General features: G+C 38.0%; 13 protein-coding genes. 6 read left to right on the top strand and 7 right to left on the bottom strand.

Annotation, left to right across the window (positions count from 1 at the left end):
- Positions 1-145 precede the first annotated feature (145 nt).
- The 3 genes from J2Y67_RS20625 to J2Y67_RS20635 all read right to left on the bottom strand — a co-directional run bounded on the left by J2Y67_RS20625 (position 146) and on the right by J2Y67_RS20635 (position 3,412).
- Positions 146-868 (bottom strand): SDR family oxidoreductase, encoded by a 723-nt coding sequence (locus J2Y67_RS20625; RefSeq protein WP_310177094.1) that lies wholly within the window; start codon positions 866-868, stop codon positions 146-148.
- 214 nt (positions 869-1,082) lie between these two features.
- On the bottom strand, positions 1,083-2,822 hold the full coding sequence (locus J2Y67_RS20630; RefSeq protein WP_310177095.1) for a phospho-sugar mutase: 1,740 nt from the start codon (positions 2,820-2,822) through the stop codon (positions 1,083-1,085).
- A gap of 191 nt (positions 2,823-3,013) precedes the next feature.
- On the bottom strand, positions 3,014-3,412 hold the full coding sequence (locus tag J2Y67_RS20635; RefSeq protein ID WP_310177096.1) for a YhcU family protein: 399 nt from the start codon (positions 3,410-3,412) through the stop codon (positions 3,014-3,016).
- Positions 3,413-3,539: 127 nt separating this feature from the next.
- On the opposite strand from J2Y67_RS20635, the gene J2Y67_RS20640 reads away from it, so the two are divergent.
- A complete protein-coding gene (locus J2Y67_RS20640) occupies positions 3,540-4,463 on the top strand; it encodes an RluA family pseudouridine synthase (RefSeq protein WP_310177097.1) in 924 nt (307 codons plus the stop codon).
- A 38-nt stretch (positions 4,464-4,501) separates the two neighbouring features.
- Here J2Y67_RS20640 and J2Y67_RS20645 read toward each other — a convergent pair whose 3' ends face one another.
- Together J2Y67_RS20645 and J2Y67_RS20650 are read right to left on the bottom strand one after the other, a co-directional pair.
- On the bottom strand, positions 4,502-4,759 hold the full coding sequence (locus J2Y67_RS20645; protein WP_310177099.1) for a GlsB/YeaQ/YmgE family stress response membrane protein: 258 nt from the start codon (positions 4,757-4,759) through the stop codon (positions 4,502-4,504).
- Positions 4,760-4,930: 171 nt separating this feature from the next.
- Positions 4,931-5,632: a pirin family protein gene (locus J2Y67_RS20650; RefSeq protein ID WP_310177100.1), complete on the bottom strand. Its 702-nt coding sequence runs from the start codon at positions 5,630-5,632 to the stop codon at positions 4,931-4,933.
- A gap of 336 nt (positions 5,633-5,968) precedes the next feature.
- Between J2Y67_RS20650 and J2Y67_RS20655 the strand changes: the two genes are divergently transcribed.
- The 5 genes from J2Y67_RS20655 (at position 5,969) to J2Y67_RS20675 (ending at position 13,179) form a co-directional block, all read left to right on the top strand.
- Positions 5,969-6,586, top strand: coding sequence for a DUF47 domain-containing protein (locus J2Y67_RS20655; RefSeq protein WP_310177102.1), 618 nt, complete (start codon positions 5,969-5,971; stop codon positions 6,584-6,586).
- 11 nt (positions 6,587-6,597) lie between these two features.
- A complete protein-coding gene (locus tag J2Y67_RS20660) occupies positions 6,598-7,599 on the top strand; it encodes an inorganic phosphate transporter (RefSeq protein WP_310177103.1) in 1,002 nt (333 codons plus the stop codon).
- A gap of 336 nt (positions 7,600-7,935) precedes the next feature.
- Positions 7,936-9,339, top strand: a complete 1,404-nt coding sequence (locus tag J2Y67_RS20665) for a peptide MFS transporter (RefSeq protein ID WP_310177104.1) — start codon at positions 7,936-7,938, stop codon at positions 9,337-9,339.
- Positions 9,340-9,452: 113 nt separating this feature from the next.
- The gene (locus J2Y67_RS20670) at positions 9,453-10,028 is read left to right on the top strand and encodes a YitT family protein (protein WP_310177106.1); all 576 of its coding nucleotides are present in this window, start codon (positions 9,453-9,455) and stop codon (positions 10,026-10,028) included.
- 121 nt (positions 10,029-10,149) lie between these two features.
- Positions 10,150-13,179, top strand: coding sequence for an efflux RND transporter permease subunit (locus J2Y67_RS20675; protein WP_310177109.1), 3,030 nt, complete (start codon positions 10,150-10,152; stop codon positions 13,177-13,179).
- Between the two features lie 42 nt (positions 13,180-13,221).
- On the opposite strand, the gene J2Y67_RS20680 is transcribed toward J2Y67_RS20675, so the two are convergent.
- Positions 13,222-16,461, bottom strand: a complete 3,240-nt coding sequence (locus J2Y67_RS20680; protein WP_310177110.1) for a hypothetical protein — start codon at positions 16,459-16,461, stop codon at positions 13,222-13,224.
- Positions 16,458-17,810 (bottom strand): glycosyltransferase family 2 protein, encoded by a 1,353-nt coding sequence (locus tag J2Y67_RS20685; RefSeq protein ID WP_310177166.1) that lies wholly within the window; start codon positions 17,808-17,810, stop codon positions 16,458-16,460. Before J2Y67_RS20685 ends, J2Y67_RS20680 begins: the two co-directional genes overlap by 4 nt.
- Positions 17,811-17,815 lie beyond the last annotated feature (5 nt).

Consider the following 17,815-nt stretch of genomic DNA (forward strand, 5'->3'; position numbering starts at 1 on the left):
AAATAATGCCGCCTGAGTCCGATCCTGTAATCATATAAGGGCTGTTGGCGACACTTTCTGCTTAAAATCTCGAGATACTGTCTCCACCAAGACACGAATTGAAAAAAAACGCCTGAAGAGACAATTACTCTTCAGGCTTTTAAAATTATGCTATTGGATATTGTTGGATTAACGGATGTAGGACAATTTCGTCAATGAGCATATATTTTGGTGCGGATGCCATATAGACAACGGCATTCGCAATATCTTCGACCTTTAGCCAATCTTTTTTCTCTGGCAGGCCTTGGGTTGATTCTGCAAAATAGGTATCCACCATCCCTGGATTGATCGTTCCTACGCGGATACCATATTCACGGACCTCTTGTGCGACAGCCCCGGAAAATCCTTGTACTGCATATTTTGTTGATGTATAGGCAGCACCGTTTGGTATCGTGTATCTAGCAACATCAGAGGAAATCGTAATAATTGTCCCTGACTTTCGTTCTTTCAAATGCGGCAAAACCGCTTTTATCCCGAGAAAGACCCCTTGGACATTGACCTCAAATACTTTTTTCCATTCTTCTAGCGTAACTTCCTCTGTTAATTTGAAAAAGCCAACTCCTGCATTATTAACAAGGAGATCAATGTGACCGTATTCCTCTATGGTCCTTTTTACAACCTCTTGCATATCCTGTTCTTTTGAAACATCCGCCTGAACGGGGAGGATATATGAAAAACCTTTATTTTTCAGTTCTTCTGCTGTTTCCGAAACCTGGGCAGAACTGCCGACCAACGTTAATTTCATCCCTTGTTCAGCCAATTTTAAAGCTATTTCTTTCCCTATGCCTCTAGATGCTCCTGTCACGATGGCAATTTGCTCTTTTAACATTATCGAAACTTCCTTTCAAGTTGTCGTTCTGGGTGTTATCGTGTTTCCGTTAGTTGAAGCTAGGGGTGCGCCAATTGGGCACCGCTTTTCGCTAGTTAGCACACGCTTTTCGCCAATTGACCACCGTTTTACGCTAGTTGGCGCACTTTTTACGTCAAATAGCAAGCGGTTTACGCTAGTTAGTCACAGTTAAACCTATCTGGCCGCGAACTCTCTATTTAGTTACCATATTTATTTTTTCATTAACAAGCCCCATGAAATCTTTTTCAATCTTCTCAAGCTTACGTTTGCTTTCTTCTAAGCTTGTACTGTTTACGCCAAAATAGAATTTCACTTTCGGTTCCGTTCCAGACGGTCTTAAGCAAACCCATGTGCCATCCTCAAACGTATATTTCAAAACATTGGATTTTGGCAAATCAATTCTTTCCTCGCCGTTCTTGGTCAAACGAATTCCAGTTAAATAATCCTCTGAAGTGGAAGTATTTAGAGATCCAAGGCTAGTTAACGGCTCAGAACGGAAGGAGGCTAAAATCCGTCCAATCATTTCTGCTCCACCTTTTCCTTTCAAGGTTAAAGAACGCAGTCCTTCTTGATAATAACCGTATTTTTCAAATACCCCCATCATTCCTTCATAGAGGGTCATTCCTTGTTTTTTATAATAAGCACAAACCTCCGTAGCCAAAAGCGCTGCTTGAACAGCATCCTTATCACGAGCAAAGTCGCCAATTAAATACCCATAGCTTTCCTCATACCCAAATAAGAAGGTATGTTCACCGGTTGTTTCATATTGATTAATTTTTTCCGCGATAAATTTGAAGCCCGTTAACACATCAACGGTTTCCAATTGATAGGATTCAGCAATTTTCCTGCCAAGTTCAGAGGTTACAATCGTTTTTAAAACCACTCCGTTTTGTGGCAGTGTACCTTTGTCTTTTTTCTGTGTAAGCAAATAGTCCAGCAGTAGTGCACCCGTCTGATTTCCTGTTAGGACTACATATTCTCCCTCATGATTTAGAACCGCTATGCCTAACCGGTCTGCATCTGGGTCTGTTGCTATTAAAATATCCGCACCTTTTCTTTTACCTTCCCGAATCGCTAACTCAAATGCTGCATGCTCCTCAGGATTTGGGCTTTTTACAGTCGAAAATTCAGGGTCCGGTTGCTCTTGTTCTTTTACAACCGTTACATTTTTATACCCAAAAGCAGTCAGTGCATTCCGTACTGGTTTATTGGCGGTTCCATGAAGTGGCGTAAAAATAATATTAATATCCGTCTCGTTTGCAAATGTTGGGTTTTCCGAGATGGTTTTCAATTTTTCTAAATAAGCGTGATCTACTTCCGACCCAATGATTTTGATTAAACCGGCATCCCGAAGGTTCTTTTCTGAATCGACCTCAATTAACAGCTCATTTTCAATTTCATTGACTCGTGCAATAACCTGATCAGCACTTTCAGGCGGAAGTTGCCCGCCATCATGCCCGTATACCTTGTAGCCGTTATATTCCGGAGGGTTATGGCTTGCTGTAACAACAATCCCGGAGAATGCGTTTAAATACCTTAAGGCAAAGGATAGTTCGGGTGTTGGTCTTAATTCATCAAACACATAGGTTTGAATGCCTTTTGTTGCTAATGTTTTTGCCGCTTCCATTGCGAACTCGGGAGATTTATGCCGGGAATCATATGCAATGACCACTCCTCGTTTCTTTGCTTCAAGACCATTTTCTTCTATGTATGCAGCTAATCCGGCCGAAGCCTTTCTTACTGTATAAAGGTTCATTCGGTTTGTGCCGACACCAATTTCCCCTCTCATTCCGCCGGTACCAAACTCTAAATTTTTATAAAAAGCTTCCTCCAGAAGTTTTTCATCTTTCTTAAGTTCCGATAATTGTTTTTTTAACTCTAAATCTAACCCCTCAAAGTTGATCCATCTTGTTGCATTTTCTTTCCAATCCATTTTATCTCCTCCTGATTCTTTCTACTCTATATTGTTTCGAAGTTCAAGTTAGTTACTCCTTTTAAAATCGCTGGATTTATTCCGACATTTTTCGCGGTTGGAACAAATTTTTCCATTACTATTTTAAATTTTCATCATTTTTAGCACAAGTGTATAATGGATAAAAAATAAAGCACCTGGAATCCAGGTGCTTAGATGATTAATTCATTGGCTGCTTTTGTATAGATACTGAATATACTGTTTTTCATACTTTTTGCTTCCACAAATTGATCATATTCAAATGGAAAGAATAGACCAAATTCTTGTAAATTTGAAACATTCTTATCAAAAAGGGATGAATAATGATCATCAAGCGTGGGAGACTCGAGGATGGAAATAATCGTCTGAATGCTGGTCATAACTTGGAAAGCATCTTTTAATGTGCTAAAATCTTCAAATTGTTCACTTGAGGTATGCAATACCTTAAGCTCTTCAAATGTACGAATTTCATCATCCGAAAAATAGAGTGGAAAAACAGTTGAATAGATATACCTCACAAGTCCGCGGATTTCTTCCTCTTGACTTGGTGTTGAGGCAAAAACAATTTTCACTTGTAACCCACCTTTGCTATTGCTATTTTCTAATGTATATTTAATTTAACAATAGAATAACATAATTTCTTATCTTAAAACTGTGGTAATTAAACCCAAGCAAATCCCGCTTTTTAAGGAGTATAAAATGTTAAAAACGTGTAAAAAAGGCAATTGGTTTGAAATAATAATTCCAAAAACTTGGGATGGAATAACCATTCAAGAACTATTTCAAAGGAAATGGAATTCCCCGAAAAAGTTAACTCATCAATTTCGCATGGAACAAAAGGTTTTAGTAAATGGTCAAAAAGCTGATTGGAACAAACCGCTTACACCTGAAAGTAAATTACAAATTAATTTGTTTGAAGAGGAGGAAATTAATATTCCTCCTCAATATATGGAGGTTTCCGTGTTATATGAGGATGATCATGTCCTTGTTTTGAATAAGCCGCCATTCCTAAACACTCATCCAAATGACCTTTCGAAGGATACCAACACTCTTGTCAATGCTGCTTCCTTTTATTTGCAGTCAAAAGGAGAAATGCGAAATATCCGGCAAATCCATCGCTTAGATAAAGATACTTCTGGTGCCATACTTTTTGCAAAGCATCCATTAGCAGGCGCCATATTGGACCGATTGCTGGAAAATCGTAAAATTAAAAGAACCTATATTGCCCTTGTCCAGGGGTTGTTTAAACAAAAAAAGGGTTCAATAAAAGATCCAATCGGACGCGACCGCCACCATGCATCAAGAAGGCGGGTGTCTTCTTCCGGGCAGGAAGCTGTTACCCATTATCAGGTTATAAAAGAGAACACTAAAAAACAGGTTTCCTATATAAAATGCTGGCTTGATACTGGCAGAACCCACCAAATCCGTGTCCATTTTAGTCATATTGGACATCCCCTTATTGGAGATACGCTATATGGAGGGTTACCTTTTTTCAAAAGACAAGCACTTCATGCTGCCAAACTTGAATTTTTACATCCTTTTACCGAGGAAAAAATCGTTTGCCATGCTCCCTTTACTGATAAGCCAGTCATATTTCAGGATATCGACCTTTACACTTTATAAAAGCAAAAAGCCCCCAAGATAAAGGAGGCTTTTTGCTTTTATCGATCTGCTTTTCGGAAAGCTCTCATGACAAGGCTTAGGAGGAAGACTAAGACTACTGCTCCGATGATTGCCGGAATAATGGCAAAGTTTGCGACATTTGGTCCCCAATTCCCTAAAATTAATGAACCAAGCCACGCTCCAACAAAACCAGCAATTATATTTCCAATAATTCCTCCAGGAATATTTCGTCCCGCAACTAGACCTGCTACCCAGCCTATTATACCACCTACAATTAATGACCAAATGAAGCTCACTAGCGAACACTCCTTTTTAGTATTCATTTTTCATTTGATACAAGCATTCAGGTCCATTTACTGAAGTGCCTGTATGTATAAAGTACCCAAATTATATCCTTCTAATCATAATAAAAAATAAGAACCGGATTAAAAATCCGGTTCTTATTTTAGGGGGCAGGGATTAATGATTTAAGGCAAATCGATCAGCATGAATCTTGCATTGCTTGACGCCTTTATTTGCACTGACTCTGTTTCAGTTATACGAGCAGAATCCCGTCTCTTCAAGTGATACTCCTGATTAAGGATTACTTCCCCCTCCATCACAAAGAAAAAGATTCTGCGTCCCGCTTCCTGATGGAAACTTAGATCCTTTTCTGCTTCTAAATCCGATAAATAAATCGTAAGATCTTGATGGATATAAGCTATATTTTCACCATTTCGTATAGAAACTACTGGTAAAAGAGTATTTTTCATTTTAGCAGGATCAAAATTTGTTTTTTCGTATGATGGTGTGAGGCTATTTTCCTCAGGCATAAACCATAATTGTAAAAAGTTTACTTCCTCGTCTGCAGAAGGATTTACCTCTGAATGAATGACTCCAGTTCCTGCTGACATTCGTTGAATACCGCCAAATGTTGTGACAGCACTTTTCCCTGTACTATCCTCATGCTTTAATTGTCCCTTTAAAACAATTGAAACAATTTCCATTTCACGGTGCGGATGGGCTCCAAATCCTCTCAACGGCTGGACCATATCATCATTAAGAACACGCATTGGACCGAATTGCATATTGGTCGGGTCATAGTACTCGGCAAAAGAAAAACTAAAATTACTTTTTAGCCAGCCATGATCTGCGGTATATCGTTCCTCAGCCTTGTAAATATCAAACATGTATATACACTCCTTACGACTTAATGATTGATTATTCTATCCATATGAGCTGTTAGAAAATCTCAAAGTTCATTATCTCTAATTCGAGATAATTATAGTACGATTTAAATCATTCGTCAACCAAGTCCCCTTTCTTTCAATCGTACATAAAAAGCTATTTATTTGTGAAAAATATTGGGTATCTGTTAAATCTTACTCACTTGGTAATTTCAGAAAATTCTAATGTTAAGTTTTTGTAAAGTTTGTTAAAAATAATTCTTTTTTCGACATTTTTCAGATAAAATGTTTTTCGTTGATGTACAACTTTTGAACAATTATATGGGGGTAAAATAGACTATGGCATTTAAAAAACATGACAAATTTTCAGTTTTGTTATCCAATATTTCTTCTAATTCAAAAGAAAGTGTAAATTTCTTTACAGAATATAAATTAAAAAACATCAGTGATTTAAAGATCTTTTCGGAAAAAATGAAGGAATATGAATCAAAAGGGGATTCATTTGTTCATGAAATCATTAAAGAGTTAAACGACGCCTTCATTACTCCAATTGAACGGGAAGACATTCTCCATCTAACCATGAGTATGGATGATGTACTAGATGGACTTGAAGGCTGCGCAGCATTATTCGAAATGTACTCCATAACACAAGCTGATGAATTCATGCTTAAATTTGTTGAAGCCATTCAAGGAAGTGTGCACGAAATCGATAAAGCTGTTGGACTTCTTTCCAATAAAAAACTGCCTCAAATAAGAGAACATGCCATTAAAATTAAAGATTTTGAATCTAAGTGTGATAATATTTTACGTCAATCGATTAAAAATTTATTTGCCGTTGAAAAGGATCCAATCCGGATTATTCAGTACAAAGAAATTTATGAAACCTTTGAGGATATTGCTGACAGCTGTCAGGAAGTTGCCAATACACTTGAAACCATCATTATGAAAAATGCATAAGGAGCAAAAATATGAGTTTAATTTTTATCCTAACGATATTAATTGTTATTGGTGCCCTGGCATTTGACTTTATTAACGGGTTCCACGATACAGCCAATGCCATTGCCACAGCTGTATCAACAAAAGCATTAAAACCACGACATGCAATCCTTATGGCAGCCGTCATGAATTTTATTGGGGCAATGACCTTTACTGGTGTCGCAAAATCTATTTCAAAGGATATTGTCGACCCGTTTACCCTTCATAATGGATCAGTCGTTATTCTCGCAGCAATCCTCTCCGCGATTGCCTGGAATTTAATTACTTGGTATTTTGGAATCCCAAGCAGTTCCTCTCATGCCATTATTGGTTCGATTGCAGGAGCAGCCATTGCTGCAGAAGGGTTTGCATCGTTAAACTATAGCGGATTTTTAAAGATTCTTGAGGCACTTATTTTTTCACCAATTTTAGCTTTCGTTGTTGGTTATATTGTTTACAGCATTTTTAAAGTTGTTTTTAAAAATTTCAATTTAACAAAAACCAATCGAAACTTCCGATATATTCAAATTGGGACAGCTGCCTTGCAATCTTATTCCCATGGAACAAACGATGCGCAAAAGTCAATGGGGATTATCACTATGGCATTAATTGCAAATAATATTCTTCCTCATAATGCAGAAGTTCCACTTTGGGTTCAAATATCCTGTGCAATCGCAATGGGACTCGGAACATCGATTGGCGGCTGGAAAATTATTAAAACAGTTGGCGGGAAAATCATGAAAATCCGTCCGATTAACGGGGTTGCCGCTGACCTGACAGGTGCTGCCATTATCTTTGGTGCTACCTATATTCATTTACCAGTTAGTACAACACATGTTATTTCATCCGGTATTTTAGGGGTTGGTTCTGCACACCGGATTAAAGGGGTTAAATGGGATACGGCGCAGCGGATGATCATTACATGGGTTATTACTTTGCCAATCTCAGCTTTATTAGCATCCGCTTTATATTTTCTTCTTAATCTGATTTTTTAATGCTTCAAGACCAGAGTTCACTAAGATCTCTGGTCTTTTTTGCCGCTATTTGTATAGAAATTTTATTAAAAAAGTTCTCTTTCACTAATTCCTTTTTCAAAAAGCTTGTTCCACAACGGAGCAAGCTTTTTTTGTGCTAATTCCAATTGATTAATTCAAAAATTATATTAATATAATTAATCTATACTTTCAGTATATTAGAAATGATATATATAATTCGATAAATTCCTAATAAATCAACTCTTTCCACTGTTATAACTTTCTATTGACCTACCTCTATTTATTAATTTAGAATAATAACATAATCTTTTTATCATGGACATTAGGAGGTATACAATGGACAATACAGCTTCAATCAAACAGTCCGAGCAGGCTAAAGCTGCGAAAAAGCACCCACCAGGCCTATATTTACTATTCTTCACAGAAATGTGGGAAAGATTCAGCTATTATGGAATGCGCGCAATCCTTGTTTTATACCTTACATCAGAATTCGTCAGCGGTGGTTTAGGATTTAGTGATGCTACTGCAATGAGTATTTATGGATTCTTTACAGGTGCAGTTTATTTTACACCAATGGTTGGCGGATATTTATCTGATAGATTTCTAGGGAGACGACTTGCCATTACTATTGGCGGGATTGTCATGGCAGCCGGAAACTTTGCATTATTTGCTAATCAAAGTAAAGCTGCATTCTATCTTGGGTTAGTCTTATTAATCGTTGGAAACGGTTTCTTTAAACCAAATATTTCTACACTTGTCGGAGAATTATATGCTCCAGATGACCGCCGCCGTGATGGCGCTTTCACAATCTTCTACATGGGTATTAACATCGGTGCCTTTTTCTCTCCATTAGTGGTTGGTTATTTATCAAGTAACCTGTTTAAAACTACAGTTAATGGTGTTGATCACTTCGGATTTAAATATGGATTCTTAGCAGCTTCCATTGGGATGATTGTTGGACAGGTAATCTTTAACCTCTTTGGAAATCGCTATTTAGGCGAAATTGGTAAAAAGCCAACCGGTAAAGTTGCTTCGAAAACATCAAACACAACATTAAACAAACAGCCTTTAACAAAAATAGAAAAGGCACGTACTGCCGTAATTATCATCCTGACTTTATTTGTTGTATTCTTCTGGGCTGGATTTGAACAAGCCGGCAGTTCATTAACCCTTTATACTGATCGCTTTGTGGACCGTAACCTTTTCGGTTTTACCGTACCAACTGAATGGTTCCAATCTTTAAACCCATTATTTATTGTTATTCTTGCACCAATCCTTTCCGCTCTCTGGTTAAAGCTTTCTTATACAAAACGCGGAGATATGAGCGGACCTAGAAAAATGGGATTAGGGATGGTACTCCTTGGTTTAGGTTACATGATTCTTTTACTTGCTGTTTTAAAAACTGGCAGCGATCAGAATCATATCGCTATCAAAGCAAACATGATGATTATTGTCTTAACTTATTTAATGCACACACTTGGAGAATTACTTCTATCTCCAGTCGGTTTATCACTTGTAAGTAAAATTGCACCTATCAAACTTGCTTCCCTATTAATGGGTGTCTGGCTTGCTGGTTCTGGGATTGCAAACATTCTTGCTGGACAATTAGCAGCATTAACACAATCACTAGGTTACTTTGAAATTTTCAGTGTAATTGGCTTATTGGCAATTGTACTTGGATTAATCTTATTAGCATTATCAGGAAAACTTCAACGTATGACAGAAGAGAGCTCAAAATAAGATCAAAAAGAGGAAGAATCATTCGATTCTTCCTCTTTTTCATGCTTTCACTTCTAAATAAAATTCCTTTTTCATATTTTATTTAAAGGGACTAGTATGGGGTGGAATGTTAGATGAAGCAAAAAATAGTAGCAATGCTTATTGGCAGTTTGCTGTTAAGTTTAGGTGTAAATGGATTTTTAGTTCCTTACCATCTTCTGGATGGAGGAGTAATTGGCATCGGATTGATTATTCACTATTTTTACGGGTGGCCGACAGGTTTATGTATGATTATTTTAAGCCTCCCCCTCTACATCTTGGCGTGGTTTTTTGAGCGGCGTTATTTTTTTTACAGCTTGCATGGACTCATTATTTCTTCCTTTTGTATTGATCTGTTTTCGTTTATGAATGGAAAAATAAATATCGGTATTTTACCAAGTACCATTATCGGCGGCATTCTTGTTGGAATTGGCATTGGCCTAATGCTTCGTTATGAAACTAGCACAGGAGGAACAGACCTGCTTGCGCAGCTTCTAACCAGATTTACTTCTATTAATATAGGAATCATTATTTTCTTAATAGATGGCCTTGTGATCACAAGCGGAATCCAAGTGGTTGGACTCGAAAAATTCTTTTATTCGCTATTAACCATTATCTTTGTTGGGCTTATGACCACCGTAACGGTTCAAGGGAGGCCGCAAATACATTAACAAAATTCACAAAAACTTTCTAGAAAATTATTAAAAAAATAGTTTTATTTTCCATTTTATTATGTTAATATTCTTATGGTTGTATAGGAAAAAATAACCATAAGAGGAGAGAGAATGAAATATGTCTTGGTTTACAAAATGGTCCTTCCGAAACAAAGCCGCTATGTGGATTATGTCGATACTAATTCTAATCATGGGTGTGGTAAGTTATTTCACCTTACCGATGGAATTCTTACCTTCTGCAGACAATCCACAAATATCGATTATTGTAATGGGGCAAGGCACTGATTCAAAAACAATGGAGGATCAGGTAACAACCCCAATTGAAGAGTCGATTTCAGGTGTAAAAGGGAAAAAGAATATCCTTTCAACAACAGGTGATGGTTACACTAAAGTTGATATTAATTATGATTCCAAAACCGACATGAAAGAAGCAAAACAAGAAGTACAAGAAGTATTGGCGAACGTACACTTGCCTGAAAATGTTTCAAAGCCCACTGTCGTTCAATTAAATACCTCCATGATACCCATTGCGGATGTAGCTGTAACCTTTAAAGACGGATTAACCCCGGAAAATCTAAAATTTGCCGACAAAAAAATTGTACCACTTTTTAAAGATATTAAAGGCGTAGCATCCATTCAAACTTACGGGATGGCCAGCTCCTATGTTTCTGTAAAAGTAAATAACACCTTATTATCAGAGAAAAAAGTAACGATTCAATCTGTTATGGGTGTTCTTCAAGGACAAAATAATGCCATTGCAATTGGTGAGAAAACCATTGAAGGTAAGGCAAGTAATATTAAAGTGATTGGAAATATCAACCGTTTATCTGCTTTAGAAAAACTATCCGTTGCACCAGGGGTTCATTTAAAGGATATTGCTTCCATTAAAGTAACCAAACCACAAGATACCATTACCCGAATCAACGGAGCAGACGGATTATTACTGATTGTGACAAAGGATAGTCAATCAAATGCTGTAGCCATAAGTAAAGACTTAAGAGAGGTCACGAAAAAAATAAACAAAAAATACAACCAGCTTGAAACATCCGTGATTGTGGCGACAGCGGATATGGTGAAAACATCCGTTACATCGATGATGAAGGAAGTCCTGCTTGGAGCCCTATTTGCAACGATTGTCATTATGCTCTTTTTGCGGAATATCCGTTCAACGTTTATTACGATCGTCTCGATTCCATTGTCATTAGCCTTTACCTTATTCTTGTTATCCCGCTCCGGTGTTACTTTAAATATTTTAACGTTGGGCGGCGTTGCCGTGGCTGTTGGTCGTTTAGTGGATGATAGCATCGTCGTCATTGAAAATATCTTCAGGAAAATGCAAAATGAGAAATTTTCAATCCAATTAGTGATGGATGCAGCTAAAGAGGTCTCATCAGCAATTACGGCTTCCACCCTGACAACGGTAGCGGTATTTTTGCCAATTGGTTTGGTCAGTGGCGGGCTGCAGGACTTTTTAATGCCATTTGCTTTAACGATTACCTACTCATTACTCGCTTCATTAATTGTTGCCCTAACCGTTGTTCCTTTAATGAGTGCAGGGCTTTTAAAAAATGCGAAACTTCATGAACATAAACCGTCAAAAAAATTTATCGGATTGGTTACTTGGTCGCTTAACCATAAATGGATTATTCTCACATTATCCTTTTTGTTATTTGTTGGTTCGATCGGTGTTTATTTTGTCATGCCGAAAGGTGCTGTAGACAATTCTTCAGCTGATTTTGTTCAAACAGTACTTAATTACCCAAATGATACGCCAATCGGAGAAGTGAAAAATGGAACATTAAAGCTCGAAAAATTTATTCTTGCCCAAAAGGAAGTGAAAGATGAATTTACGATGCTGGGGAACAATGAGGATGCCGCAAAGTTTGGGGCAATTGACTCTCCTACTAAGGCAAACATGAATATCGTTTTAAAAGAGAAGGATGATACGGATCAATTAATCAAAAAAATAGAGGCTCAAAAAGATCAATATCCAAAAGCAACTCTTACTGTAGCAGCTTCATCCTTAATGGGAGGCGGAAACCCGCAAATTACAATTGATGTGGTCGGTGACCAGTTAACTAAACTTGAGTCCGTTTCTAAATTAATTAAAGAAAAAATAAAAGAAATTGACGGAATTGAAAAATTAGCTACCAATGAAGATGCCAAAAAGACCGTTTACTCGCTTAAAGTGAACCCGGAAAAAGGTAATCCTGCACAGGTAGCCCAGCAGCTTTCCGTCATGCTAAATCAGACGCCGCTTGGTTCCGTAGATTTAGATGGCCAAAAAATGGCAGTATTTCTAAATCCAGTTTTAGATCCAAAATCACCAAAAGATTTAAAAAATATTCCTGTAATGACCTCGTCCGGTTCTGCTCCTGTTTCGTCATTAGCACAATTAATAAGAGAGGAGAAACCAACAAACCAATTCCATAAGGACGGCGAGCCTTATATTCAAGTCACCGCGACAGTTGATCCAAAGAAACTTTCAAAGGTTTCTACAGAAATCTCTAAAATAATCAACGGAGATAAAAAGAATCATAAGGGGATAAAGCTTCCTTCAGGTGTCGAAATCTTTATTGGTGGAGCAAGCGCACAACAAGCAGATGATTTTACTGATTTATTTATGACGATGGGTGTTTCGATTGGAATCGTGTTTTTAATCATGGTGATTACCTTTAAAACAATTCGTGCCCCGATCTCGATATTATTCTCATTACCGCTCGCGGCTGTTGGGGCTGTACTTGCCTTACTTATCAGCAGAATCACCGTTGACATTACATCATTGCTCGGTGCCTTAATGCTGATTGGAATTGTTGTCACCAATGCGATTGTTCTTTTAGATCGCATCAAACAAAATGAACAAAAGATGATTATCCGGGATGCGATTGTCGAAGCTGCTTCGATTCGGATGAGACCTATACTGATGACTGCAGTTGCAACCATTTCAGCCATGCTTCCGCTTTTATTTAAAAAAGCAGAAACAGGAAGTCTTGTTTCTCAAAGTCTCGCCATTGTCGTGATCGGCGGACTTGCTGTTGCGACCCTTTTAACTCTTATTGTAATTCCAGTGATTTACGAATTGTTCCACTTTAAAAAAGCCAAAAAACAACGAATCCGTAAAGAACAGTCTGAGGAAATTTCTATTTAAAAAATTTAAAAAGAAAGGCTGGTATCTCCAGCCTTTCTTCTTCTATTTACTAATATCAATTGAACGATAAGTGTTTTTCATCATATTATATGATTTTTTGAGCCGTTCATAATAAGCAGGCTGCTCCCATTCTTTCCATGTATATAGGTTTGCATCTGCCTGCTGAAGCCGACCATTTACCGTTTTCGGAAATGTTTGGACAACCGTATCATTTTCCATCATTACAATGGCTGTTCTAATCCCTTCAAGCTTCACACTTCCGGTTAATCCACTCTTCCAAATATCCCCCATCGCCTCTTTTAAACTTGGGTCCTTAATATTTAATAGCTGCCAAGGAATTCGGCCTTCTAAAACCATTTTATTTTTACTGATACTGACATCTGTTAATGAATTAAAATCCCGGCTTAACGGATTAGCATCACCGAACTTTAACACTCCCGTCTCATACCCTTGAAAAGGAATCCTTTGCTTTGTGGACGGAATGATCTGCTCTTTATTAAGGGCAAGGCGGATTGGATAGAATACCCCATTATCCTTTTGACGTGCGTACGGAACTTGTTTAATAATCTTGAGTTGGTTAGCATACAGAAAATAGAAGGGATCATAATAACTATCCACCATCATTCTCGAATTCTTCGGGCCGGCTAACTTAACGAAAAAGTCAGCACCAAAATCTAAATTTACCTTATTCGTTCCTGTATTTATTTTGGTTTGTCCTTGATGATCAATCGTATCAAAAAGTAAATACGTATTATCACTTTCAAAATTCACCGGCTTATTAAAGGAAAGAAAATAGTACAAATACCCACTGTCTGAGGTGAAGCGCACCTCTTTTATTGGAAGTTTGGCATTATTTGTTTTATAAGTGTTTTTAATACCTGCCATGTCCCAATCCTTTTGTCCGCCATCAACCGTGATGGCCGTTTCCCAATTTCCCGGTTCAAACGATAATAAGCCAAAGTGCTGTTCGTTTGTTTGCTGATTATCCCAAAATGGTCTTCGGTCTGGATTATCTAAGTCCATCGTATTCCATGTTCGCTTAAACCACTCATCCTGCCAGGAAAAGACTAGGCCGCCCGCATAGCCCTCACCGACAATCGATTGAAATAATCGCTGATTGATTTTTCCCTGCTCCTGTTCTGAATGAAAACCTTGATTCATACCATATGCGTTTTTATGGGTTAACCCTCTTGAGGATGGAACACCGAATTCAGCTACAAGTACGGGCATATGGTGGGCTGCCAGCAGATCATGTAAATAACCGGCATAATTATTCTTTTTTCCCCTTTTATCCACATAGTTAAGATATTTTTTCTCATAGCTGAGAAAATCAGGATAATAAGGATAGATATGATAGGAGGCAAACAGCCCCGCATGAAATCGATTCCCTGCCTGGATATGATTGGGATTAACTGAAACCAAATCCTCATTTTCTAATGGTTCTGCCGGATGCTTTAACAAATCGGTTGTTACCCAATTCGTAAAGCTGATGGAATGCTGCCAGTGGTACTGGTTCGCTTCATATTCTGCAGCATAATCCATCAACCCGGCAAGCCATATTTCAAAAGGCGATGCCCAAGCCGTTTTAACATAATTTCCGGTGAATTGGTTCAGATTACGATGCCTTGAATTGGTATTCGCCACCATGGCGGGATCCCATTCTGTTCCAACGATGATCCCAAGAACATATTTTGAAATGTCATAGGAATACGTTCCGGACGCATGTCCTGGACGCACGGCCAGCTTAGCGCGGCCATGGATGATATCAATCATATTCCTGATTTCTGTTTTGGCATCGTCCACATTTACTTTAGCAAATGCATCTTGGGTCCGAAGAAGATTTTCCTCATTGACCCATGTCCCATGAAATAGGAATAATGGCTTTTTCGCCATTTGATTATATTCGTAAAAAGCCTCGTAGAATGCCGGAGGATGAAGTGTATAAACACGGATAGCATTGGCATTCATAGCACCAATTTCCTTAAACCAGCGCAAGTATTCCTCTTTCGTAATCGCCGTCTCCCCCGGAAAATGCCCCGGCTTTCCAATTCCCATATTTACACCTTTAATAAGATAGTTTGTCCATTTCCCATTCCGCTTTATTTGGATATAGGAATCACCCGTTCGACTATTTGTCTTTATGCCATCCGTAACACTTGATTCAACCAATTCTTGCTTCATAGGATGGTGCAGACCATTCTTTAATATTTTTTTTAGCATGGGCACATAGGTTTCCCAGTAAAATGAATCTCCCACTCCAAAATGCTTTTTCCATAAATCAAAGCCTTTTGTCTGATAGATTCCAGGAACTTCCGCTTCATCAGCATAATCACCAGCGAAATAATAAGAAGTGTATTGAACATTTCGATGAGAAATCACTGCAGGAAAACGAATTGGAATGCCGAACCCTTTCAATTTTCGCTTTGCATCCTTCGTAACCGGGAGTTGATAGGAAGCCAAAACTTCTTCATCATTTCTCGGCTGGATAAGATCAAACCAATATTGATACTTGCCGCGAAGATCTTCTTTAAATTGACTTTTTCCTTTCTCTGTTACATGAAAAAGTAATCCACTATCCGTCAATTCCTTTTGATCTAATACAACAATATAATTATTTTTACTGACAAAAACAAACCCTTGACCAGAAAAGGTCCACTTTTTATTTTTTTCCTCGTACTGCTTTTTAACCCATTCTGGAACTTCTGTACTGTTTAAATCAAAAAAATACCTGCCAATCCAGCCGGACCAATCGAGATTTAATAAGTTTGATATTTTTGCCCTGGCAGATTCGGATGTAGGACTGGCAAACGTGTTAAATTCAGCAATTAACGTTTTTCCTTTTGTCGCTATCAGAGACTTTTCGATTTGGTTAACATCATGTGAGGTTAATCCCCCATAAATTTTCGCTGATTTTTTCCCATATGGATTTTGACGATTAAAATCTTCCTTATACACCCCATATTGATCCGTCAAATAAAAAACATCATAGCGGGATAAGTCCTTAGGAAAAGGCATAATCTTATAATTGCTTCCATTCCCCGGTTCATATCCTTTATAATCTGAACTGGCCGAATAGGATTTTTCATTATTTTTTACATATTTTTCATTGTTAAGAATCCAAACCAATCCTTTATGTTCACGATACGACTGATTCGGAACGGTCTTATCCATTATTAAAACATTTAACTTTTTGGCAGGCTGGATAAACCAAAGCCAAAAAGGGCTTGTAACAATCAGCAAAAATAGGAAGACGTAAATGATTAAATGAACCTGCTTTTTCATTCGGAAACACCTTTTCTTTTCATCTCTCCCCAGCTTTGATCGCCTTTAAGCATCTGCCAAACTCCTTCACATCGAAAGAAAACGGTCATCGGGCGATACCAGATGGTTTCGGTTAAAGAATAGAAAAAAAGCTTAATAATATCGAATACTCTTGGATACTTGGTTAAACTCCATTCCTCCAAGAGGACTGCGGCCATCGAAAAAATGGAACCGTATAAACAAGAAAGGAGAAATAACAGAATGGCAAATTCAATATAGATTCCCCCAAAAAATAAACAAAGAATCATGAATATATAGCCTAAAAATTCAATAATCGGGCCAAAAAACTCCACAATCCAAAAATAAGGGAAAGAAATAAACCCAATCATCCCATACTTTGGATTAAAGGTAAGTTTCCGATGGATCCAAAGGCTTTCGAATAGCCCACGATGCCAGCGCCGTCTTTGCCTCCGAAGAATCGATATGGTTTCGGGGACTTCCGTCCAGCATACAGGGTCGGGAACATAGACAATTTTTTTCTTTAATCCCCTTTCCTTTAACATTCGATGAACCCGTATAACTAATTCCATATCTTCACCAACAGTATCGGTTTTATATCCCCCTGCTTCGATTACCCATTGTTTAGAAAAAACTCCAAATGCCCCAGATATAATCAGGAGAAGATTATGTCTGCTCAGGCCAATCCGCCCCATCAAAAACGCCCGTAGGTATTCAATAATTTGCATGACTACTAAGGGTTTATCTGATAAGCCAACTTTTATAATATGTCCATTTTGGATTTTACATCCGTTAGCAATTCGGACACTGCCGCCAGAGGCAACCACCTCTTCATTTGAATCGATAATCGGCTTCATTACCTTTAAAAATGCGTCCGGCTCGAGGACGGAATCGCCATCGAGCGAGCAAAAATAGGGATAATTAGAAAAATTAAGGCCCACATTTAGGGCATCAGCTTTCCCCCCATTCCCTTTATCAATCAGGAAAAGGTTCGAAAGAATGGCGGATTGATAGATTGTTTTTATCGGCTTCGTTTCTACGTGTTTTCGAATCACTTTCTTTATTTCCTTCATATCATAATGCTCAATCATTTTTTGCAGTGTCGTATCTGTTGAGCCGTCGTTTACAACAATGATTTCAAACGCTGGATAATTCACACTTAACAGGGACCTGACGCTCTGGACAATCCCGGCTTCCTCATTATATGCGGGAACAATAATGGATACCGGTTTTGAATAGATTTCATCCATATAGTCCTCATATGCTTGATCCCGGTCAAGTTGATATTCTTTTCGCAGCTGTAACATTGAGATCATTAAAATAATGGAATAAAAGCCGATGACAATAATCATGTATA

It is taken from the genome of Neobacillus niacini (assembly GCF_031456445.1).
GTDB lineage: Bacteria > Bacillota > Bacilli > Bacillales > Cytobacillaceae > Neobacillus > Neobacillus niacini_I.

Coding starts and splice junctions, on each gene's coding strand:
- J2Y67_RS20625 (WP_310177094.1), bottom strand. CDS start 868: ATGTTAAAAGAGCAAATTGCCATCGTGACAGGAGCATCTAGAGGCATA.
- J2Y67_RS20630 (WP_310177095.1), bottom strand. CDS start 2,822: ATGGATTGGAAAGAAAATGCAACAAGATGGATCAACTTTGAGGGGTTA.
- J2Y67_RS20640 (WP_310177097.1), top strand. CDS start 3,540: ATGTTAAAAACGTGTAAAAAAGGCAATTGGTTTGAAATAATAATTCCA.
- J2Y67_RS20650 (WP_310177100.1), bottom strand. CDS start 5,632: ATGTTTGATATTTACAAGGCTGAGGAACGATATACCGCAGATCATGGC.
- J2Y67_RS20655 (WP_310177102.1), top strand. CDS start 5,969: ATGGCATTTAAAAAACATGACAAATTTTCAGTTTTGTTATCCAATATT.
- J2Y67_RS20660 (WP_310177103.1), top strand. CDS start 6,598: ATGAGTTTAATTTTTATCCTAACGATATTAATTGTTATTGGTGCCCTG.
- J2Y67_RS20665 (WP_310177104.1), top strand. CDS start 7,936: ATGGACAATACAGCTTCAATCAAACAGTCCGAGCAGGCTAAAGCTGCG.
- J2Y67_RS20670 (WP_310177106.1), top strand. CDS start 9,453: ATGAAGCAAAAAATAGTAGCAATGCTTATTGGCAGTTTGCTGTTAAGT.
- J2Y67_RS20675 (WP_310177109.1), top strand. CDS start 10,150: ATGTCTTGGTTTACAAAATGGTCCTTCCGAAACAAAGCCGCTATGTGG.
- J2Y67_RS20680 (WP_310177110.1), bottom strand. CDS start 16,461: ATGAAAAAGCAGGTTCATTTAATCATTTACGTCTTCCTATTTTTGCTG.
- J2Y67_RS20685 (WP_310177166.1), bottom strand. CDS start 17,810: ATGATTATTGTCATCGGCTTTTATTCCATTATTTTAATGATCTCAATG.